The sequence below is a fragment of the Vogesella sp. AC12 genome (genome assembly GCF_024437575.1).
GTDB lineage: Bacteria > Pseudomonadota > Gammaproteobacteria > Burkholderiales > Chromobacteriaceae > Vogesella > Vogesella indigofera.
The window spans coordinates 24,881-42,638 of the sequence record NZ_JANFNU010000013.1; the positions used below are offsets into that span (position 1 = coordinate 24,881).

20 protein-coding genes are annotated in these 17,758 nt (G+C 63.6%); 9 read left to right on the plus strand and 11 right to left on the minus strand.

All coding sequences use genetic code 11. The features are described 5' to 3' along the window. Positions 1-45 precede the first annotated feature (45 nt). From lgt to NOM55_RS15550, 6 genes are all read left to right on the plus strand, one after another. Complete coding sequence (gene lgt, locus NOM55_RS15525) at positions 46-846, plus strand: prolipoprotein diacylglyceryl transferase (protein ID WP_255909540.1); 801 nt, start codon at positions 46-48, stop codon at positions 844-846. A 28-nt stretch (positions 847-874) separates the two neighbouring features. Next, positions 875-1,222, plus strand: coding sequence for a hypothetical protein (locus tag NOM55_RS15530; protein ID WP_255909542.1), 348 nt, complete (start codon positions 875-877; stop codon positions 1,220-1,222). Between the two features lie 249 nt (positions 1,223-1,471). After that, a complete protein-coding gene (locus tag NOM55_RS15535; protein WP_255909544.1) occupies positions 1,472-2,317 on the plus strand; it encodes a putative selenate ABC transporter substrate-binding protein in 846 nt (281 codons plus the stop codon). Next, positions 2,314-3,108, plus strand: a complete 795-nt coding sequence (locus NOM55_RS15540) for a phosphonate ABC transporter ATP-binding protein (RefSeq protein ID WP_255909547.1) — start codon at positions 2,314-2,316, stop codon at positions 3,106-3,108. The genes NOM55_RS15535 and NOM55_RS15540 overlap by 4 nt, the downstream gene beginning before the upstream one ends. Beyond that, on the plus strand, positions 3,102-4,676 hold the full coding sequence (locus NOM55_RS15545) for an ABC transporter permease (protein WP_255909550.1): 1,575 nt from the start codon (positions 3,102-3,104) through the stop codon (positions 4,674-4,676). The genes NOM55_RS15540 and NOM55_RS15545 overlap by 7 nt, the downstream gene beginning before the upstream one ends. Positions 4,677-5,097: 421 nt before the next feature. Beyond that, complete coding sequence (locus NOM55_RS15550; RefSeq protein ID WP_255909552.1) at positions 5,098-6,024, plus strand: hypothetical protein; 927 nt, start codon at positions 5,098-5,100, stop codon at positions 6,022-6,024. Positions 6,025-6,131: 107 nt separating this feature from the next. Here the strand turns inward: NOM55_RS15550 and NOM55_RS15555 are convergent, their stop codons facing one another. Next, a complete protein-coding gene (locus NOM55_RS15555) occupies positions 6,132-6,575 on the minus strand; it encodes an Lrp/AsnC family transcriptional regulator (protein WP_255909554.1) in 444 nt (147 codons plus the stop codon). 125 nt (positions 6,576-6,700) lie between these two features. On the opposite strand from NOM55_RS15555, the gene NOM55_RS15560 reads away from it, so the two are divergent. Next, on the plus strand, positions 6,701-7,330 hold the full coding sequence (locus tag NOM55_RS15560) for a LysE family translocator (RefSeq protein WP_047965572.1): 630 nt from the start codon (positions 6,701-6,703) through the stop codon (positions 7,328-7,330). 99 nt (positions 7,331-7,429) lie between these two features. Here the strand turns inward: NOM55_RS15560 and pabC are convergent, their stop codons facing one another. From pabC to NOM55_RS15610, 10 genes are all read right to left on the minus strand, one after another. Continuing rightward, positions 7,430-8,224 (minus strand): aminodeoxychorismate lyase, encoded by a 795-nt coding sequence (gene pabC / locus NOM55_RS15565; RefSeq protein ID WP_047965573.1) that lies wholly within the window; start codon positions 8,222-8,224, stop codon positions 7,430-7,432. Further along, positions 8,224-9,522, minus strand: a complete 1,299-nt coding sequence (locus NOM55_RS15570; RefSeq protein WP_255909556.1) for an aminodeoxychorismate synthase component I — start codon at positions 9,520-9,522, stop codon at positions 8,224-8,226. The genes pabC and NOM55_RS15570 overlap by 1 nt, the downstream gene beginning before the upstream one ends. A gap of 261 nt (positions 9,523-9,783) precedes the next feature. Beyond that, complete coding sequence (gene fabF, locus NOM55_RS15575; protein ID WP_255909558.1) at positions 9,784-11,025, minus strand: beta-ketoacyl-ACP synthase II; 1,242 nt, start codon at positions 11,023-11,025, stop codon at positions 9,784-9,786. Between the two features lie 167 nt (positions 11,026-11,192). After that, complete coding sequence (gene acpP, locus NOM55_RS15580; protein WP_047965576.1) at positions 11,193-11,432, minus strand: acyl carrier protein; 240 nt, start codon at positions 11,430-11,432, stop codon at positions 11,193-11,195. 197 nt (positions 11,433-11,629) lie between these two features. After that, a complete protein-coding gene (fabG, locus tag NOM55_RS15585; protein ID WP_369793022.1) occupies positions 11,630-12,391 on the minus strand; it encodes a 3-oxoacyl-ACP reductase FabG in 762 nt (253 codons plus the stop codon). Positions 12,392-12,409: 18 nt separating this feature from the next. Continuing rightward, positions 12,410-13,339, minus strand: a complete 930-nt coding sequence (gene fabD, locus NOM55_RS15590; RefSeq protein ID WP_255909559.1) for an ACP S-malonyltransferase — start codon at positions 13,337-13,339, stop codon at positions 12,410-12,412. A 170-nt stretch (positions 13,340-13,509) separates the two neighbouring features. Beyond that, complete coding sequence (locus NOM55_RS15595) at positions 13,510-14,469, minus strand: beta-ketoacyl-ACP synthase III (protein WP_047965579.1); 960 nt, start codon at positions 14,467-14,469, stop codon at positions 13,510-13,512. After that, the gene (plsX, locus tag NOM55_RS15600; protein WP_255909560.1) at positions 14,466-15,512 is read right to left on the minus strand and encodes a phosphate acyltransferase PlsX; all 1,047 of its coding nucleotides are present in this window, start codon (positions 15,510-15,512) and stop codon (positions 14,466-14,468) included. Before plsX ends, NOM55_RS15595 begins: the two co-directional genes overlap by 4 nt. 62 nt (positions 15,513-15,574) lie before the next feature. Then, a complete protein-coding gene (gene rpmF, locus NOM55_RS15605) occupies positions 15,575-15,754 on the minus strand; it encodes a 50S ribosomal protein L32 (protein ID WP_017509929.1) in 180 nt (59 codons plus the stop codon). Between the two features lie 30 nt (positions 15,755-15,784). Further along, the gene (locus NOM55_RS15610) at positions 15,785-16,285 is read right to left on the minus strand and encodes a DUF177 domain-containing protein (RefSeq protein WP_255909562.1); all 501 of its coding nucleotides are present in this window, start codon (positions 16,283-16,285) and stop codon (positions 15,785-15,787) included. Positions 16,286-16,413: 128 nt separating this feature from the next. Between NOM55_RS15610 and NOM55_RS15615 the strand changes: the two genes are divergently transcribed. Both NOM55_RS15615 and NOM55_RS15620 read left to right on the plus strand, forming a co-directional pair. Further along, positions 16,414-16,992 (plus strand): Maf family nucleotide pyrophosphatase, encoded by a 579-nt coding sequence (locus NOM55_RS15615; protein ID WP_255909563.1) that lies wholly within the window; start codon positions 16,414-16,416, stop codon positions 16,990-16,992. Then, a complete protein-coding gene (locus NOM55_RS15620) occupies positions 16,992-17,696 on the plus strand; it encodes an SAM-dependent methyltransferase (protein ID WP_255909564.1) in 705 nt (234 codons plus the stop codon). The genes NOM55_RS15615 and NOM55_RS15620 overlap by 1 nt, the downstream gene beginning before the upstream one ends. Positions 17,697-17,758: the final 62 nt, after the last annotated feature.

A 17,758-nucleotide genomic window follows, 5' to 3' on the forward strand; every position in this document is an offset into this window, starting at 1 on the left:
ATAATTTATCCCTATCCTTTTACCGCAAACGCACATACCTGACAAATGCTGATCCATCCCCAGTTTGACCCTGTCGCCATCCAGCTTGGCCCGCTGGCCATCCACTGGTACGGCCTGATGTACCTCGTCGGCTTCGGCCTGTTCCTGTGGCTGGGCCATGTCCGTATCAAACAGCAGCCGGATTGCGGCTGGAACGGCAAGGATCTCGACGATTTCCTGACCTGGGCGGTGCTCGGCGTCATCGCCGGCGGGCGGCTGGGCGAGGTGCTGTTCTACCAGCCTGGCTACTATCTGGCTCACCCGGCCGAGATCCTGATGGTCTGGAAGGGCGGCATGAGCTTCCACGGCGGCTTTATCGGCGTGCTGGTCGCCATGCTGCTATTTGCGCGCAAGAAAAAGGTCAGCTTCTGGCAGATCAGCGACTTCGTGGCGCCGCTGGTGCCCACCGGCCTCGCCGCAGGCCGCATCGGCAACTTCATCAACGGCGAGCTGTGGGGCCGCATCGCCAGCCACGACCTGCCGTGGGCGATGATCTTCCCGCACGTCGATGCCATGCCGCGCCACCCGTCGCAGCTTTACCAGGCGGCACTGGAAGGGCTGACGCTGTTCGTGATCCTGTGGCTGTTCTCGGCACGGCGCCGGCCGCTGGGGCAGGTGTCGGCGGTGTTCCTGATCGGCTACGGCAGCTTCCGCTTCATCGCCGAATTCTTCCGCACCCCGGACGCCGGCATCTTCGGCCAGTCCGACATCATCAGCATGGGGCAGTGGCTGAGCGTGCCGATGATCGTCGCCGGCCTCGCGCTGTACCGCTGGGCCGCCAGGCGCGATACAGTGCGGCAACACTGAGCCGCCGGGCGCGGCAAGGAGAGCGAGCATGAAACCCGTCCTGCTCGGCGTGGCGGCCGCGCTGCTGCTGGCTGGCTGTGCCACTTACCAGTGGCGCCACGCTACCCGCTACGACGCCAACTTTGACGAAGACAGTTTCCAGTGCAAGAAGGAAGCGGTGCAGGCCTTCCCGCCGCTGGCGGGCGAGCGAGTCACCCGAGCGCCGCGCTTCGGCCCGTCCTGGTTCTGCTCGCCTGCCGGCACCCGCTGCAGCCGCACGCTGCCGTACTGGCAGGACGCCGAAACCGAGAGCTACGACATCAACGAGCGCGCGCGCGACGACCTTTACCGCAGCTGCCTGCAGGCACGCGGCTGGATCCGCTACCGCGTCGACTGACGCCTGCGCCGCCTCCGACCGCACCGTCACGGCCTTGCAGGCGACAAGGTTGGCCGCAAGCGCCGCGTACGGCCGGCAATGCCGGCGTGCCCCCCCGTTTTATGCTGACGCGATTAGGCGCGCGCGCCGATCTGGCATAAAATACGGCCACTTTGGCGGCCTATCGTCCGCCTGCACCGAGCAGTCCGCGCGACTGCTTTTTTGATGGTGGCGGCCTGTTGCCCGCCCAACCCGAAAGACAATCCGCTCATGAACATTGCCAAACTGTCCGTGGCAGGCCTGCTGCTGGCCGCCGCTACCCTGTCCCACGCCGAAGCGCTGCTGAAAGTCTCCGCCATTCCGGACGAAGCCCCGACCGAGCTGCAACGCAAGTTCGCGCCGCTGGGCCAGTACCTGGAAAAAGAACTGGGCATGAAGGTGCAGTTCGTGCCGGTCAGCGACTACGCCGCCGTGGTCACCGCGCTCAACGCCGATCAGATCGACATGGCGTGGCTGGGTGGCTTTACCTTCGTGCAGGCCAGCCAGCGCGGCAAAGTGGTGCCGCTGGTGCAGCGCGAGGAAGATTCGCGCTTCACCTCCAAATACATCGTCAATGCCGACAGCGGCATCAGCAAGCTGCAGCAGCTGAAGGGCAAGAGCTTTGCCTTCGGCTCCGCCTCGTCCACCTCCGGCCACCTGATGCCGCGCTACTTCCTGCAAAAGCAACACATCAAGCCGGAAACCTTCTTCAAGAGCGTCGGCTACTCCGGCGCGCATGACGCCACCGTGGCCTGGGTTGCCTCCGGCAAGGTCGACGCCGGCGTGCTGAACGCCTCGGTGTGGGACAAGCTGGTCGAGGCCGGCAAGGTCGACCAGAGCAAGGTCAAGCTGCTGGGCACCACCCCGCCGTACTTCGACTACAACTGGACCGTGCGCGGCAGCCTGGATAAAAAACTGCAGCAGAAAATCCAGCAGGCGTTCCTGAAGCTGAATGCGGCCAACCCCGAGCACAAAGCCATTCTCGATCTGCAACGCGCCAGCAAGTTCATCCCGACCAAGGCCGCCAACTACAAGGGCATCGAAACCGCTGCCAAGGAAGCCGGCCTGCTGCAATGAGCCTGCGTTTTGACGCGGCCAGCCTGAGCCTGGGCGGCAGCCGCATCCTGCAGCCGCTGTCGCTGCAACTGGCGCAGGGCGAGCAGGTGGCGCTGATCGGCCCGTCCGGCGCCGGCAAGTCGTCGCTGCTGCTGCTGGCCAATAGCTGCCACCGTCCCGACGGCGGCAGTGTGCAGCTGCTGGGGCTGGACCCGTGGCAGCTGCGCGCCCCGGCGCTGCGCCGGCTGCGCAGCCGCATCGGCAGCGTGTACCAGCATCCGCCGTTGCCGGCGCTACAACGGGTGGTCACCGCGATCGGCGCCGGCCAGCTCGGCCAGCTGTCAACGTTGGCCGCACTGAGCCGCCTGCTGTGGCCGCAGGATGTCGCCGCCATCCGCGAGGCGCTGCAGCGGGTGCAGCTGGGCGACAAGCTGTGGCAGCGCTGCGACCGCCTGTCCGGCGGCCAGCGCCAGCGCGTCGGCATCGCCCGCGTGCTGTACCAGCAACCCGAGCTGCTACTGGCCGACGAACCGGTATCGGCACTGGACCCGCGCCTGGCCGACGACACCGTTGCGCTGCTGTGCGCCGATGCCCGTCAGCGCGGCGCCACGCTGCTGGTCAGCCTGCACTCGGTGGAGCTGGCATTGGCCCACTTCCCGCGTCTGATCGGCCTGCGTGACGGCCGCATCGCCTTCGACCTGCCGCGCGCCGAGGTCACCCCGTCGCTGCTGGCGGCGCTGTACGCCGGCGAACAGCCGGCCACCGCCGACGAGCCGGCGCTGGGCAGCGGCATCCGGATCGCGCCATGCTGAGCGCCAGCCTGCACGACCCGGCACGCGCGTCGCGGCTGGCCGGCCTCATCGCCACGCCGCTATTGCTGCTGGCGGCGATGGTCTACACCGGCTTCAACCCGCTGCTGCTGGCCGAGGGCGACACCGCCGGCACGCTGTGGCGCTTTGTCGCCGACTTCTTCCCGCCGAGCACCGACGGCACCTTCCTGCGCGACCTGCTGCGCGAAACCGCCACCACGCTGGCGATTGCCAGCAGCGGCCTCGCGCTGGCGGTGCTGATCGGCCTGCCGCTGGCGCTGCTGACCAGCCGCGCGCTGGACCGCGACACGCTGTGCGGCGACGCGCCGGCCCGCGGCTGGCAGTGGCTGCAACGCCTGCTGCGCGGCGTCTTGATCGTGCTGCGCGGCGTGCCGGACCTGGTGTGGGCGCTGCTGCTGGTACGCGCCGCCGGACTTGGCAGCCTGCCGGCGGTGCTGGCGCTGGGGCTGGCCTACGGCGGCATGCTGGGCAAGGTCTACGCCGAAATCCTGGAATCGCAGCCGCCGCAGGCCGCGGCGGCACTGGCCGCCAGCGGCGCGTCGCGGCTGGCCATCTTCGGCTACGCGCTGCTGCCGCAGGCGGCGACCGAGCTGATCAGCTATAGCGTCTACCGCTGGGAATGCGCGATCCGCGCCTCGGCGGTGATGGGCTTTGTCGGCGCCGGCGGCCTCGGCCTGCTGCTGGATACCTCGATGCGGATGCTGAACGGCGGCGAAGTCGGCAGCCTGCTGCTGCTGTTCGCCGCGCTGGTGGCGCTGACCGAGGGCGTCAGCCGCGTCAGCCGCGCCGCCATCCACAGCCGCGCCGGTGGCGCCGGACTGGCCGCCGGCACGCTACTGCTGCTGGCCCTGTCGCTGCTGTGGCTGTGGCCGCAATGGCGCGAGGCGCCGTTCGATGTCGCCGGGCTGTGGCGCTTCGCCCAGGAATTCCTGCGGCCAACCTTGCGTGGCGACTTCCTCGTCCAGGTTGGCAGTGGCGTGCTGGAAACGCTGCTGGTCTCGGCGCTGGGCAGCGCGCTGGCCTTCATCGGCGGTGCGCTGCTGGCGTTGCCAGCCAGCAACCGCGGCCCGCGCTGGCTGCGCGCGCCGGTGCAATTGCTGCTCAATTTCCTGCGCGGCACGCCGGATCTGCTGTGGGGTGCGCTGGCGGTGCTGGCGCTGGGCCTCGGCCCGGCCGCCGGCGTGCTGGCGCTGGCGGTACACACCAGCGGTGTGCTGGGACGGCTGTTCGCACAGACGCTGGAAAACACGCCGCCGGACGCGGAAGCCGCGCTGCGCCACAGCGGCGCCGGCCGTATTGCCTGTCTGTGCTACGGCCTGCTGCCGCAGGCGCTGCCGCAGTGGGTCGCCTACACCCTGTATCGCTGGGAAAACAATATCCGCATCGCCGCCATCCTCGGCCTGGTCGGCGCCGGCGGCCTCGGCCAGCAGCTGTATCTGGCGCTGTCGCTGTTCCAGCTGTCCAACGCCGCCACGCTGATCCTGGCCATGCTGCTGCTGTCGTGGGGGGTGGAGGGCTTCAGCCGCTGGCTGCGGCAACGGCTGCAATAACCTGCCTGCTGGCTTGAAAACAATGCGGCCAACCTTGGAAAAGGTTGGCCGCATCGTTTTGGGGAGCGTCGTCGGCTGGAGGGGATAGCCATGCCCGTGTGCTAGCATGATTGCTATCGGCTAGGAGCTGCCGCTCACGAAAATTACATAATGCAGACATTCAACATGATGGCTGTTGCATGCAGGGCGCCACTACAATGACTACCAAGATAGATTGGCTTGTAATTACATGACAAACAGAGATGACTTTACGGCTGCGGTGAAAAAGGCGATTGCTCTGCGAGCAGGTTATCGCTGCTCATTTTCAGGGTGCGATCGACTTACTATCGGACCAAGCGATGAATCTCCAAGTGCGAGTGCAAACGTAGGTGTAGCTGCGCACATTCACGCAGCCGCTCCAGGTAAAGGCGCTCGGAGATACTTGGAAGCAATGACGTCGGAAGAGCGCTCAAGTATCGGCAACGCTATCTGGATGTGTGCTACACATGCCACGCTGATTGACAGAGACGAGACAACTTATACCGCTGACTTTTTGCAGCAAATGAAGGAAGCGCATGAAAAAGTAATTGCCACTGAGTTGGCCGGTACAAGCCGTTTTGCAGAAGCTATATCACTTATTGCATTGGGGCCTGAGATCGTAGCCACGGGGGAGGTTGTGGGAACCAATGCTATGGAGTGGACAATCAGGCTCGATCACTTTGTATCTGGCGGGCCAGATCGCCTCATCAGGATGAGCGAGCATTTTGATGATCTACCAAGAGATGAGCGATACGTTCTCGTAAACGCACTAGGTGATGGCAGAGTTCTTAGCCAAGCCCCTGCGTGGCGAAAAGAGAGCGGAAAAATTTACGTATCTGCAACCGTTGAGCACAGACCCCCTCGAATAGCCGCGCAGAATCTTAAACGGGATCTAAAACTAGTTAATGGTGACATTTCCCTAGAAAATGGAGATTTTGCAACCGTCTCAGGTATTGATGCACTTCCTCAGAAAATTCAGCTGTGTCTATGGCATCAGAAGGGCGAGACGCCATTTTCTCTGAGGTTTGGCTCCCGGCTAGGGGAGTACTATTCGTTATTTGGTCGTTCCCTCTGGTTCGAACAATTGGCCAAGCTTGAAGCGATTAGGCTTGCTGCGATACCGTATGGCGACATCAACGAAGAGTACACTCCTTTCCAATGCGTGGAGCAAGTGAAGTCCATCCAGCTTCTTGCTCCACAGCCAGAGGATCGGTGGCTGCCGGCCCGCATCGGGCTTGAAGTAAACGGGCTCGGCACTTGGGAACAAGACATTCGCTTATTTATTCCTGAACGGCAGTCCAGCAATTCGCAGCTAGTGCGACAGCCCTAACAGTCCATACCTGAGGTCAAACGACTGATTCCATGTGCCGCCAACTTCCGATTTGGGTCGATAGCAGGCATATCTACTCTTAGGAAAGACCACCTGCTCCACCTCCCCTACCTCGGCGGCAACACCGGCCGGTTGCTGAGCGGGGTCGACAGGATGATGCTGGTGCGCGTCTCGCCCAGATCGTTCAGCCGCGATACCAGCAGCTCCAGATGCGACACGTCGCGCGCCAGCACGCGAAAGACGTAGGAATCGACCCCGGTCACGTGGTGGCACTCCTGCACTTCCGCCATTGCGGCCAACCTTTCCAGCAGCACCTTCTTCGCCGGTTGCGGTACGGTGATGCCGACCAGCGCCGACAGCGCGAAGCCGGCCTTCAGCGGCGCCACCGCGGCGTGGTAGCCGCTGATCACCCCCGCCTCTTCCAGTCGCTTCACCCGCTCCGATACCGCAGGCACGGACAGCCCTACCGTCTGCGCCAGTTCGGTCAGCGATTGCCGCGCATTGTCCTGCAACGCCTGCAGGATCAGCCATGATTTGCTATCCACTTCCATTTGCAAGCCTTTCTGCTGTTTGACCTAAGAATATAAACCCGACATCGCATTTTGGCGAAGATCCGCCATGGTGCGCGCGGCGCTGCCATCGCACACTAAGTCATCACATCGAGGAGCAAGACGCCATGCAAAGCAGCTATTTATTTGTCGAAGCCGCCCTCATCGGGCTGGCGATTGCCGCGCCGGTCGGGCCGGTGGGTTTGTTGTGCATCGAGCGTACGCTGCGTCAGGGCGCGGCCACCGGCTTTGTCACCGGGCTGGGCGCCGCCACCGCCGACGCCATCTACGCCGCGATCGGCGCCGCCGGCCTCGGCACGCTGATCGCGCTGCTGACGCGGCTAGCGACACCGCTGGCGCTGGCCGGCTGCGTGCTGCTGCTGTATCTGGGCATCGCCACCCTGCGCCGCGACGCGGCCAGCCACGCCGCACGTGCCGCCAGCGTACACAGCCTGCCGCGCGCTTACAGCAGCGCGCTGGCGCTAACGCTGACCAACCCGATGACCATCCTGTCCTTCATCGCCATCTTCGCCGGGCTGGCCGGCGCGCGCACGCCGTCGCTGGCCGACAGCATGCTGATGGTGGTGGGCGTGTTTGCCGGCTCGGCACTATGGTGGCTACTGCTGGCCTACGGCGGTGGTCGGCTGCTGTCGCAGCTGGGTGCACGCGGGCAGTTGCTGGTCGACAAGGCCTGCGGCGTGCTGCTGATCGGCTTTGCGCTGTTGCTGGCGTGGCGCACGCTGGCGGGATGGCACTGAGCCGGTGCCGCTGACGGCATGGCGGCGAACAGCAGTGGGGCAAGGCTCAGCTCAGGGGAGGATGGTGAGTGCCGGCCTGCGCTAGCCGCCGGCGATAGATCAGGGCAGCTGCTGCAGGCGGCGGGTCAGCGCGCCGGGCTGCCACTGCCGCGTCTCCAGCTGCCGCAGTGGCCAGATGCCGGCCAGGCTGTTGCAAACGAAGGCTTCGTCCGCCGCCAGCACCTCATCCGGTGACAGCCGCACCTCGCGCACGTGCAGGCCAAGGTTGGCCGCAGTGTCGATCACGCAGGCGCGCATGGCGCCGGACACGCCGCAGCGGTCCAGTAGCGGGGTGATCAACTCGCCGGCACGCACGATGAACAGGTTGCTCATGGTGCCCTCCACCACCGTGCCGTCCATGTCCAGCATCAGCCCTTCGGCGATGGCCGGGTCCGTCCATTCGCTGCGCGCCAGCACGTTTTCCAGGCGGTTGAGGTGCTTGATGCCGGCCAGTCGCGGCTGGATCGCCAGCCGCGTGTCGCACCAGCGCGCCACGATGCCCTGTGCCGCGCGCTCTTGTGGGTAACCGGCCCAGGCGCTGGCGCTGACGATGCGGGTCGGCGTGCACTCTGCCGGCATCGCGTAGCCACGCTGGCCGACGCCACGGGTGAGCACGATCTTGATGACCGCGCGCTCAAGGTTAGCCGCAACGGTGGCAATCTCGCTTAACAACAGCACCTCGTCCGGACACGGCAGGCGCAGCGCGGCGCAGTCTGCGGCCAACCTTTGCCATTGCCAGTGCCACAGCAGCGGCGTGCCGTGCCGCGCTTCCAGCGTGCGATAGAGACCATCGCCATAGGCCAGACCACGGTCGCTGGCGCTGATCTGGGTGCCCGGCTGGCCGTTGATCAGCATCACGCCTGCTCCACGCCCAGCGCCCGCAACAGGCCGCGCGCCTTGTGGCGGGTTTCCTGCAATTCACGCTGCGGATCGGAATCGGCGACGATGCCGCCACCAGCGCGGAAGCGCAGCTGCTGCCCCTGCTGCATGAAGGTACGGATCAGGATGTTGAGGTCCAGCGTGCCGTCGCGGTTAAGATAGCCGAGGCTGCCGGTGTAGGCGCGGCGCGCGCTGTTTTCCAGCTCGCGGATGATCTGCATGGTGCGCACTTTCGGGCAGCCGGTGATGGTGCCGCCGGGGAACAGCGCGCGGAACACGTCGACGGTGCCCACGCCATCGCGGATGCGGCCGCGGACATTGGACTCGATGTGGTGCACGTAGGCGTAGCTGGCCACCGCCATCAGCTCGTTGACCTCCACGCTGCCGGGCTGGCAGATGCGGCCGAGGTCGTTGCGCTCCAGGTCGATCAGCATCACGTGCTCGGCGCGCTCCTTGATGCTGGAGATCAGTCGCTGCTTCAGCGCCGCGTCCTCGGCTGCATCCGGCGAGCGCGGATGGGTGCCGGCAATCGGGCGGGTATCCACCCAGCCGTCGTGCACACGCACCAGCCGTTCTGGCGAGGAGCTGACGATGTGCGCGTCGCCGAAATCGGCCAGCGCCGAGAACGGCGCCGGGTTGGCGCGGCGCAGCGCGGCGTACAGGTCCACCGGCCGTACTTCCTCACTCAGCGTGGCACGCCAGCCGCGCGAGATGTTGACCTGGAACACGTCGCCTTCGTAGATGTAGTCCTTGAGCTTGACCACCGCGTCGGTGTACCAGTGCGGCGGGTCTTCTTCCAGCGCCTGCAGCACCACAGGCTTGGCCGCAAACGGCTCCGACTCCACCAGCGCCTGTTTCAGCGTGTCCAGCTGCGCCGGCGTTTCCGCCAGCAGCCAGCTTTCCTGCTTCACGCGGTCGTAGAGCAGCGCGGCGGGAATGCGGCTGAGCACCGCCAGCGGGAAGCTGTCGCTGATCGCCTGCGGCACGCTGGGTTCGAACTCGGACAGCAGGTCGTAACCAAGATAGACAAACCAGCCGCCGCTGAACGGCAGCCGGTGCGGATTGGCCACCGCCTGCGGCACTGGCAGCGCGCGCACGTCGTCGAGGAATTGCGCACCCTCGCCTTCGCGATAGATGCGGGTTTGCTGCGGCAGGGCCATCAGGATGTCCCAGCCGCTGTCTCCAGACGACTGCATCAGGTAGGGGAAACGGGCGCGATCATGGGCATGCAGCGCCAGCAGATCGGGGGTAAAACTCAGCAGTTCACAGTGCATGGCAGCAGGGCCTGAGGTTCGGTTGCGGCAAGGATGGCGGGGCGGCTGACCGGGCACGGGCGGCGTCACTTGCTCGTCGCCGCCTGCCACCTAATAGGACTATACATCCGCCGCCATGCCTTGCCAGCGCGGCTGCGACTGCCGGCACTACCCGCCATCTTGCGGCAACAGCAACGTCATGTTGGCCGCAAAAAGAAAAGACCGCGCGAGTTTATCGCAGCGGTCTTGGCTGTCAACGGTTTCGACACCGTTTGCCGTGGCTTACACGCGCTTGAATACCAGCGTGCCGTTGGTACCGCCAAACCCGAAGGAGTTGGAGATCGCCACGTCGATTTTCATGTCGCGCGCGGTATTGGCGCAGTAGTCCAGATCGCAGCCGCCTTCGATATCCTGATCGTGCAGGTTGATGGTCGGTGGCGACACCTGGTTGTGCACCGCCAGAATCGAGTAGATCGCTTCCACACCGCCGGCACCGCCCAGCAGGTGGCCGGTCATCGACTTGGTGGAGTTCACTACCAGCTTCGTGGCGTGGTCGCCAAACGCGATCTTCAGCGCGTTGGTTTCGTTGGCATCGCCCAGCGGCGTGGAGGTGCCGTGCGCGTTGACGTAGTGCACGTCCTCGGGATTCAGCTTGGCGTCACGCAGCGCGTTCAGCACGCCACGGGCCGGGCCTTCCGCGCTTGGCGCGGTGATGTGGTGCGCGTCGGAGCTCATGCCGAAGCCAACCAGCTCGGCGTAGATCTTGGCGCCACGCTTGACGGCGTGCTCGTACTCTTCCAGTACCAGCACCCCGGCACCCTCGCCCATCACGAAGCCGTCACGGCCCTTGTCCCACGGCCGCGAGGCGGTCGCCGGATCGTCGTTGCGGGTCGACAGTGCCTTCATCGCGGCAAAGCCGCCTACCGCCAGGCTGGAGATGGTGCCTTCGGCGCCACCGGCCACCATCACGTCGGCGTCACCGTACTGGATCACGCGCGCGGCGTCGCCAATGCAGTGGGCACCGGTGGTGCAGGCGGACACGATGCCATAGCTCGGACCCTGATAGCCCTTGAGAATGGATACGTGACCGGCAACCATGTTGATCAGCGAGCCAGGAATGAAGAACGGGCCGATCTTGCGGATGCCGCCTTCGTGGCGGGCAACGCCGGTTTCCTCGATCAGCGGCAGGCCGCCGATACCGGAACCGATGTTCACGCCGACGCGGGTCTTGTCCAGGCCCGGCACGTCGTCGAGGCCGGAATCCGCCACCGCCTGCAGCGCAGCCGCGATGCCGTAATGGATGAACACATCCATGCGGCGCGCGTCTTTCGCCGAAATGTACTGGGTAATGTCGAAGCCTTTGACTTCGCCCGCGACCTGGCAGGCAATATCACTGGCATCGAAGCGGGTAATGGTGGTGATACCACTCTTGCCGGCCAGGAGATTGGCCCAGCCACTGCTCACATCGTTGCCGACCGGGGACACATGGCCCAGGCCGGTCACTACTACTCTGCGTTTTGACACAGGGTATCTCCGCGAAAAAAGGGAGGGAATCTCCCGATAGTCCTGAACGGACGGCGCTTAATGGCGGACCATTAAATCAAACGCACGTTTCAGAGCCACTACAGCAAAAGACCTCTGCAGGCGAGCCTAGGCTACACCGGCAGAGGTCCTGGTAAGCCCCGGGGGGATTACTTGTTCAGGTGAGCCGTAACGTAGTCTACTGCTTGCTGAACGGTGGTGATCTTCTCGGCTTCTTCATCCGGGATTTCGCACTCGAACTCTTCTTCCAGTGCCATTACCAGTTCAACGGTATCCAGGGAGTCGGCGCCCAGATCGTCAACAAACGAAGAGTCGATTTTAACTTCGGCTTCGTTCACGCCCAGTTGCTCGGCAACGATCTTTTTAACGCGCGCTTCGATGTTTTCCATTTGTTTAAATCCTTTACCTTTCTGTGTACGGGACAACAAAACCCCGCCATTCTACAAAAAAAACCTGCCCAAGCCTACCGCAGTCACATCATTGCCATGATATTGGCCACGAATCGGCAGTCAGTCCGGCTTTTGACCCGCCAGCATGCTCATGCTGCACTGGCAAAAACCACAAAACTATTCGTTGCCGTTGCCGCTTACGGCATCAGCATGCCGCCGTTCACGTGCAGGGTCTGGCCTGTCACGTAAGCCGCACGGCTGGATGCCAGGAAATCGACAGCATCGGCGATGTCCTGTGCCGCGCCCAGGCGACCCAGTGCAATCTGTTGTACCAACGCCTCACGCTGCGCTTCCGGCAGCGCGCGGGTCATGTCGGTATCGATGAAGCCCGGTGCCACGCAGTTGACGGTAATGCCGCGACTGCCGACTTCGCGTGCCATCGACTTGGTGAAGCCCATGATGCCGGCCTTGGCGGCCGCATAGTTGGCCTGACCGGCGTTACCCATCGCGCCAACCACCGACGCGATGTTGATGATGCGGCCCCAGCGTGCCTTCATCATGCCGCGCATCACCGCCTTGGACGTCTTGAATACCGACTTCAGGTTGGTATCCATGATTGCATCCCAGTCTTCGTCCTTCATGCGCATCAGCAGGCCGTCGCGGGTGATGCCGGCGTTGTTCACCAGAATCGCCACATCGCCGTATTCCTTGCTGATGGTGTCGACCAGCGCGTCGATGGCTCCGTCTTCACCGACGTTCAGCACCATGCCGACACCGCCCCACTGCGCGAGGCGCTCGCCGATGGCGGCGGCGCCGCCTTCGGAGGTGGCGGTACCGATCACCTTGGCGCCGGCGGCAGCCAGCGTATCGGCGATGGCGGCACCTATACCGCGCGAGGCGCCGGTGACCAGCGCAACTTTACCTTGCAAACTCATTGTCTCTCTCCTGGCTGGCCGCATGCGGCCAACCTTGTGTCTTTACGCCAGCTCGGCGCGAGCGGCTTCCAGCTTGGCGGCATCGGTCAGCGCGTGGCAGTTCACGTTGCCGTCGATACGCTTGGCGAGACCGGCCAGCACCTTGCCCGGGCCGCATTCGGCCATCAGCACGATGCCACCGGCAGCCAGCTGCTGGATGGTTTCGGTCCAGCGCACCGGACGGTACAGCTGACGCGTCAACGCGTCACGGATCTGGTCGGCGTCACCATAGGCGGCAACGTCGGCATTATGCAGCACCGGAATCTGCGGCGAGTTGATCTGGATCGTGGCCAGTGCTGCAGCCAGCTTGTCGGCGGCAGGCTTCATCAACGAGCAGTGCGACGGCACCGATACTGGCAAAGGCAGCGCGCGCTTGGCACCCTTGGCCTTGCACAGCTCCATCGCGCGTTCCACCGCAGCCTTGTTGCCGGCAATCACCACCTGCCCCGGCGAATTGAAATTCACCGGTTCCACCACTTCGCCCTGTGCCGCTTCGGCACAGGCGGTGCGGATGTCGTCATCGAACAGGTTGAGGATTGCGGCCATCGCACCCTCACCGGCCGGTACCGCATCCTGCATCGCCTCGGCGCGCAAGCGCACCAGCTTCACCGCATCAGCAAAATCCAGCGCCCCGGCAGCCACCAGCGCGCTGTACTCGCCCAGGCTGTGCCCGGCCAGGGCAGCCGGCAAGGCACCGCCTTGCGCCAGCCAGGCGCGGTAAGTGGCCACACCGGCGGCCAGCATCAGCGGCTGGGTATTGACCGTGGCGTTGATCGCCTCCGGCGTCTCCGCCTGCAGCATTGCCCACAGGTCTTCACCCAGGGCGGCCGAGGCTTCGTCAAATGTCTGTTTTACTACCGGCAGGTCGGCAAAGCCGTCCATCATTTTCAGGCTCTGCGAGCCCTGACCGGGAAAAAGAAAGGCAAACGCCATCTCGGGGTCTCCTTTTGAAACGGGGTGAATGATGACCGCTTGCTGCGATTTATGCAAAAGAAACTGTCAAACGCTCGTATGATCGCCGCAGTTCACTGCAGCTGAACGATGTTTTGACAGTTTCGTAGCGCAAGGCGCGCGACAGGCGACCACCTGTCGCGCACAGCCCCTTAGAAGCGCAGCAGCACCGCGCCCCAGGCAAAGCCGCCACCGATGCCTTCCAGCAGCACAGTCTGGCCGCGCTGGATGCGACCATCGCGCACCGCGCAGTCAAACGCCAGCGGAATGGAGGCCGCCGAGGTATTGCCCTGCTCCGGCAAGGTGACGATCACCTTGTCCATCGACAGTTTCAAATGCTTGGCGGTGGATTCGATGATGCGCAGGTTGGCCTGATGCGGCACCAGCCAGTCGACATCGGCTTGCGCCACGCCGGCTTCGTCCAGCGTCTTTTCCGCGATATCGGACAGTGCCTTGACCGCGAACTTGAACACGGCCGGGCCGTCCATGTGCAGGTAAGGCATGCCCTGGATCTTGCCGCCAGCGATCTGCGCCGGGGTATTCAGGATGCCCTGGTAGCGGCCGTCGGCGGCCAGCTTGGCGTGCAGCAGGCCCGGTTCGTCCGACGCTTCCAGCACCATGGCGCCAGCGCCATCGCCAAACAGCACGCAGGTACGGCGGTCGTCCCAGTCCAGAATGCGGCTCATCAGCTCGGCACCAACCACCAGCACCTTCTTGGCCATGCCGGCCTTGATATAGTTGTTGGCGGTCACCAGCGCATACATGAAGCCGGCGCACACGGCCTGCACGTCAAACGCAGGAATGCCCGGCACGCCGAGCTTTTCCTGCAGGATGCAGGCGGTACTGGGGAACACCATGTCCGGCGTGGTGGTGGCGACGATGATCAGGTCCAGCTCGCTGGCCTCGATACCGGCGCTTTCAATAGCCTTGAGCGACGCCAGATAGGCCAGGTCACTGGTCTTCTGGTCATCGGCAGCGATGTGGCGCGCACGAATGCCAGTGCGAGAGACAATCCACTCGTCACTGGTTTCGACACGTTCAGCCAGCATCGCATTCGTCATCAGTAGTTCCGGCAGGTAGCTGCCGGTACCGAGAATGCGGGAATAGGTCATGCGCTGTCTTTAGCTTCTGACTCGGATTGCTTGATATTTTGTAATTGAACGGCAACCCGGTCTGCAATGTGACCAATCACGTTGGCGCGAACTTCCTCGCAAGCTTGCTCCAGCGCGATACGAAATCCCAGCGCGTCAGTTCCACCGTGGCTTTTCACCACGATTCCCCGCAGCCCCAGAAAACTGGCGCCATTGTAACGACGGGGATCCACACGGGCCTTGAACAGCTTGAGCACCGGCATCGCGGCCAGGGCACACAGCTTGGTCCACCACGTGCGGGCAAACTCTTCGCGCAGGAACGTAGAAATCATGTGCGCCAACCCCTCGGAGGCTTTCAGCGCAACATTACCGGTAAATCCGTCGCAGACTACCACATCTACCGTCGATTTGAAGATGTCGTTGCCTTCGACGTTACCGTAGAAATTCAGGCCGGATTCGCGCAGCAGCTCTGCCGCACGCTTGATCGACTCGGTGCCCTTGATGTCCTCGGAGCCGATATTCAACAAGCCGACGCTTGGATTCGTCCGGTGTTCGAGGCTGGCCACCAGTTCGGAACCCATGATGCCGAACTGCAACAACTGCTCCGGCGAGCAATCGATGTTGGCACCCAGATCCAGCACGCAGGTATTGCCCTTGATGCCGGGCATCATCTTGGCGATGGCGGGGCGGTCAATACCGGGAATGGTTTTCAGGACGAATTTGGCCGTCGCCATCAGCGCACCAGTGTTCCCTGCGGAAACCGCTGCCTGCGCCAGGCCTTCTTTGACCAAATTGATCGACACCCGCATCGACGAGTCTTTCTTGTTCTTCAGTGCCAGCTGCGGCGACTCGTCCATCCCCACCACTTCGGAGGCATGACGAACCGTAATGCGCGCGCGCACGGAGGCAGGCAGTGCCATCAGCTCGGCTTCGATTGCCGCCTGATCGCCCACCAGTACAAGATTGACATCGGGAGTGTCGCTAAGGAACTGGACAGATGCAGGGACAGTGACCTTGAGGCCAACGTCACCGCCCATTGCATCGACCGCTACGGTGATAGTCATCAACGTGACACGGTAGTTAACCTACCTGTTGTTATGAAGGTAAGGATAATCGTAAGGAGCGATTACTCGCCCTTGGCCTTCACAACCTGACGACCACGGTAGAAGCCGTTCGGGCTGATGTGGTGACGCAGGTGGGTTTCACCGGTAGTCGGCTCTTTAGCGAGCGACGGAGCGGTCAGAAAATCGTGTGCGCGGTGCATGCCACGCTTGGACGGGGACTTTTTGTTCTGTTGAACAGCCATGGTCGACTCCTAAGGATTCAAGTTAAACGTTCAGGACTTGGATTGCTTCAACGCCGCCAGCACCGCAAACGGATTAGGCTTGTCGGCCTTGGCGCGCTTCAGTTCTTCCGTGTCGCAGTCGTCGTGCATCAACGACAGCGGCAAGCCCATGATAATTTCGTCTTCGATCAGTGCGATAACGTCGAAAGTTTCTTCCGCCAGAATGGCGTCCAGTTCGTCATCGGCCTCTACCGCTGCTTCCAGCTTGTCCTCGCGGGAGAACAGGGTAATCACACCCCCTGCTTCCAGTTCGAACGGCATCGGCGTCAGGCAACGCTGACATTCAACGCTGAGCGTGGCAGACAGACGGTAACGCAGCGAGGGTCGCAGCAGACGGTCCTGAAAACCTTCCACTTCGAATTTCACCACGCCAGCATCGGATGCCAGCAGCTCATGTACGCGCTCGGCGAGCGTCGCAACCGGCCGTTCGTTTTGCAACGAAGCGCCATCGCGGGCAAACGCGAGCGGATCAATCAAAATCGGGTTAGACATAAACCCGGCATGATATTATCAGCGCCATCACTTTGTCAAAACAAACCAGCATACTGACTGCGGCAGCGGCGGCAACAAGCCATTGATGCAACAGGCAGCCTGCACCCTCTTTACCACGGATGACCGACATGCAGATCGTGCTTGCCTCTACCTCTCCTTACCGCCGCGAAATCGTGGAACGCCTCGGCCTGCCGGTCACCGCCGTGGCGCCGGTGTGCGACGAAACCCCGCTAGCGGGCGAAACCGCACTCGACACTGCCGTGCGCCTGGCACGCAGCAAGGCGATGTCGCTGGCCGAGCGTTTCCCGGAGGCACTGATCATCGGCGGCGACCAGGTGGCACTGCTCGACGGCCAGCAGATCGGCAAGCCCGGCAGCTTCGAAAACGGCGTGACGATGCTCAAGTGGATGAGCGGCCGCACCGTGGTATTTCACTCGGCGCTGGCGCTGTACAACAGCAAGAGCGGCCACATCCAGGAAGACGTCGGCATCACCAAAGTCACCCTGCGCCAGCTGACCGAGCAGCAGATCCGCAACTACCTGACGCGAGAGCCGGACGCCCTCAACTGCGCCGGCAGCGCCAAGAGCGAGACGCTGGGCGGCGCACTGCTGCAAAAGGTGGAAGCCGACGACCCCAACGCACTGATCGGCGTGCCGCTGTTCGCACTGGTAAGCATGCTGCAAAACGAAGGCGTGGAGATCCTGTGATGGCCGGCACCCTGTATCTGATCCCCACCCCGCTGGGCGAAGGCGACACCCCGTGGCTGCCGGAGGGCGAGCGCGCCCGCGTCACCCATATCAGCCACTTTGTGGTGGAGGCGGAAAAAACCGCCCGCAAACACCTGAAACAGCTGGGCGTGAGCACGCCGATTCGCGAGCTGGTGATGAACACGCTGAACGAGCACACCAAGCCGGCGGAAGTCGCCGCGCTGCTGGCACCGCTGGCCGCCGGGCTGGACGTGGGACTGGTGTCGGAAGCCGGCTGCCCGGCGGTGGCCGACCCCGGCGCGCAGCTGGTGGCACTGGCACACGAGAAAGGCTATCGCGTCGAGCCGCTGATCGGGCCGTCGTCGATCCTGTTGGCGATGATGGCCAGCGGCGCCAATGGCCAGTGCTTCGCCTTCCACGGCTACCTGCCGGTGGACGCCGCAGAGCGCGGCAAGGCAATCAAGGCGCTGGAGGCGCGTTCGCGGCAGAACAACGAGACCCAGCTGTTCATTGAAACACCGTACCGTAACAACGCGCTGCTGCAGCAACTGCGCGACACGCTGGCGCCGGCCACCCGGCTGTGCGTGGCCGCCGACCTGACCGCGCCGACGCAGACCATCGTCAGCCGGCTGGTGAAGGACTGGACGAAGGAGGCGCCGGACTTCCACAAGCGACCGGCGATCTTCGTGATTCACGCCGCCTGATAACAAAAGGTTGGCCGCAACACTTGCGGCCAACCTTTGTTCAGACGCGACAACAAACCGCA

Bases quoted from the DNA above. Each gene is read 5' to 3' on its own strand.
- lgt (WP_255909540.1), top strand. From the start codon at position 46: ATGCTGATCCATCCCCAGTTTGACCCTGTCGCCATCCAGCTTGGCCCG.
- NOM55_RS15530 (WP_255909542.1), top strand. From the start codon at position 875: ATGAAACCCGTCCTGCTCGGCGTGGCGGCCGCGCTGCTGCTGGCTGGC.
- NOM55_RS15535 (WP_255909544.1), top strand. From the start codon at position 1,472: ATGAACATTGCCAAACTGTCCGTGGCAGGCCTGCTGCTGGCCGCCGCT.
- NOM55_RS15540 (WP_255909547.1), top strand. From the start codon at position 2,314: ATGAGCCTGCGTTTTGACGCGGCCAGCCTGAGCCTGGGCGGCAGCCGC.
- NOM55_RS15545 (WP_255909550.1), top strand. From the start codon at position 3,102: ATGCTGAGCGCCAGCCTGCACGACCCGGCACGCGCGTCGCGGCTGGCC.
- NOM55_RS15555 (WP_255909554.1), bottom strand. From the start codon at position 6,575: ATGGAAGTGGATAGCAAATCATGGCTGATCCTGCAGGCGTTGCAGGAC.
- NOM55_RS15560 (WP_047965572.1), top strand. From the start codon at position 6,701: ATGCAAAGCAGCTATTTATTTGTCGAAGCCGCCCTCATCGGGCTGGCG.
- pabC (WP_047965573.1), bottom strand. From the start codon at position 8,224: ATGCTGATCAACGGCCAGCCGGGCACCCAGATCAGCGCCAGCGACCGT.
- NOM55_RS15570 (WP_255909556.1), bottom strand. From the start codon at position 9,522: ATGCACTGTGAACTGCTGAGTTTTACCCCCGATCTGCTGGCGCTGCAT.
- acpP (WP_047965576.1), bottom strand. From the start codon at position 11,432: ATGGAAAACATCGAAGCGCGCGTTAAAAAGATCGTTGCCGAGCAACTG.
- fabG (WP_369793022.1), bottom strand. From the start codon at position 12,391: ATGCGGCCAGCCAGGAGAGAGACAATGAGTTTGCAAGGTAAAGTTGCG.
- fabD (WP_255909559.1), bottom strand. From the start codon at position 13,339: ATGGCGTTTGCCTTTCTTTTTCCCGGTCAGGGCTCGCAGAGCCTGAAA.
- NOM55_RS15595 (WP_047965579.1), bottom strand. From the start codon at position 14,469: ATGACCTATTCCCGCATTCTCGGTACCGGCAGCTACCTGCCGGAACTA.
- plsX (WP_255909560.1), bottom strand. From the start codon at position 15,512: ATGACTATCACCGTAGCGGTCGATGCAATGGGCGGTGACGTTGGCCTC.
- rpmF (WP_017509929.1), bottom strand. From the start codon at position 15,754: ATGGCTGTTCAACAGAACAAAAAGTCCCCGTCCAAGCGTGGCATGCAC.
- NOM55_RS15610 (WP_255909562.1), bottom strand. From the start codon at position 16,285: ATGTCTAACCCGATTTTGATTGATCCGCTCGCGTTTGCCCGCGATGGC.
- NOM55_RS15615 (WP_255909563.1), top strand. From the start codon at position 16,414: ATGCAGATCGTGCTTGCCTCTACCTCTCCTTACCGCCGCGAAATCGTG.
- NOM55_RS15620 (WP_255909564.1), top strand. From the start codon at position 16,992: ATGGCCGGCACCCTGTATCTGATCCCCACCCCGCTGGGCGAAGGCGAC.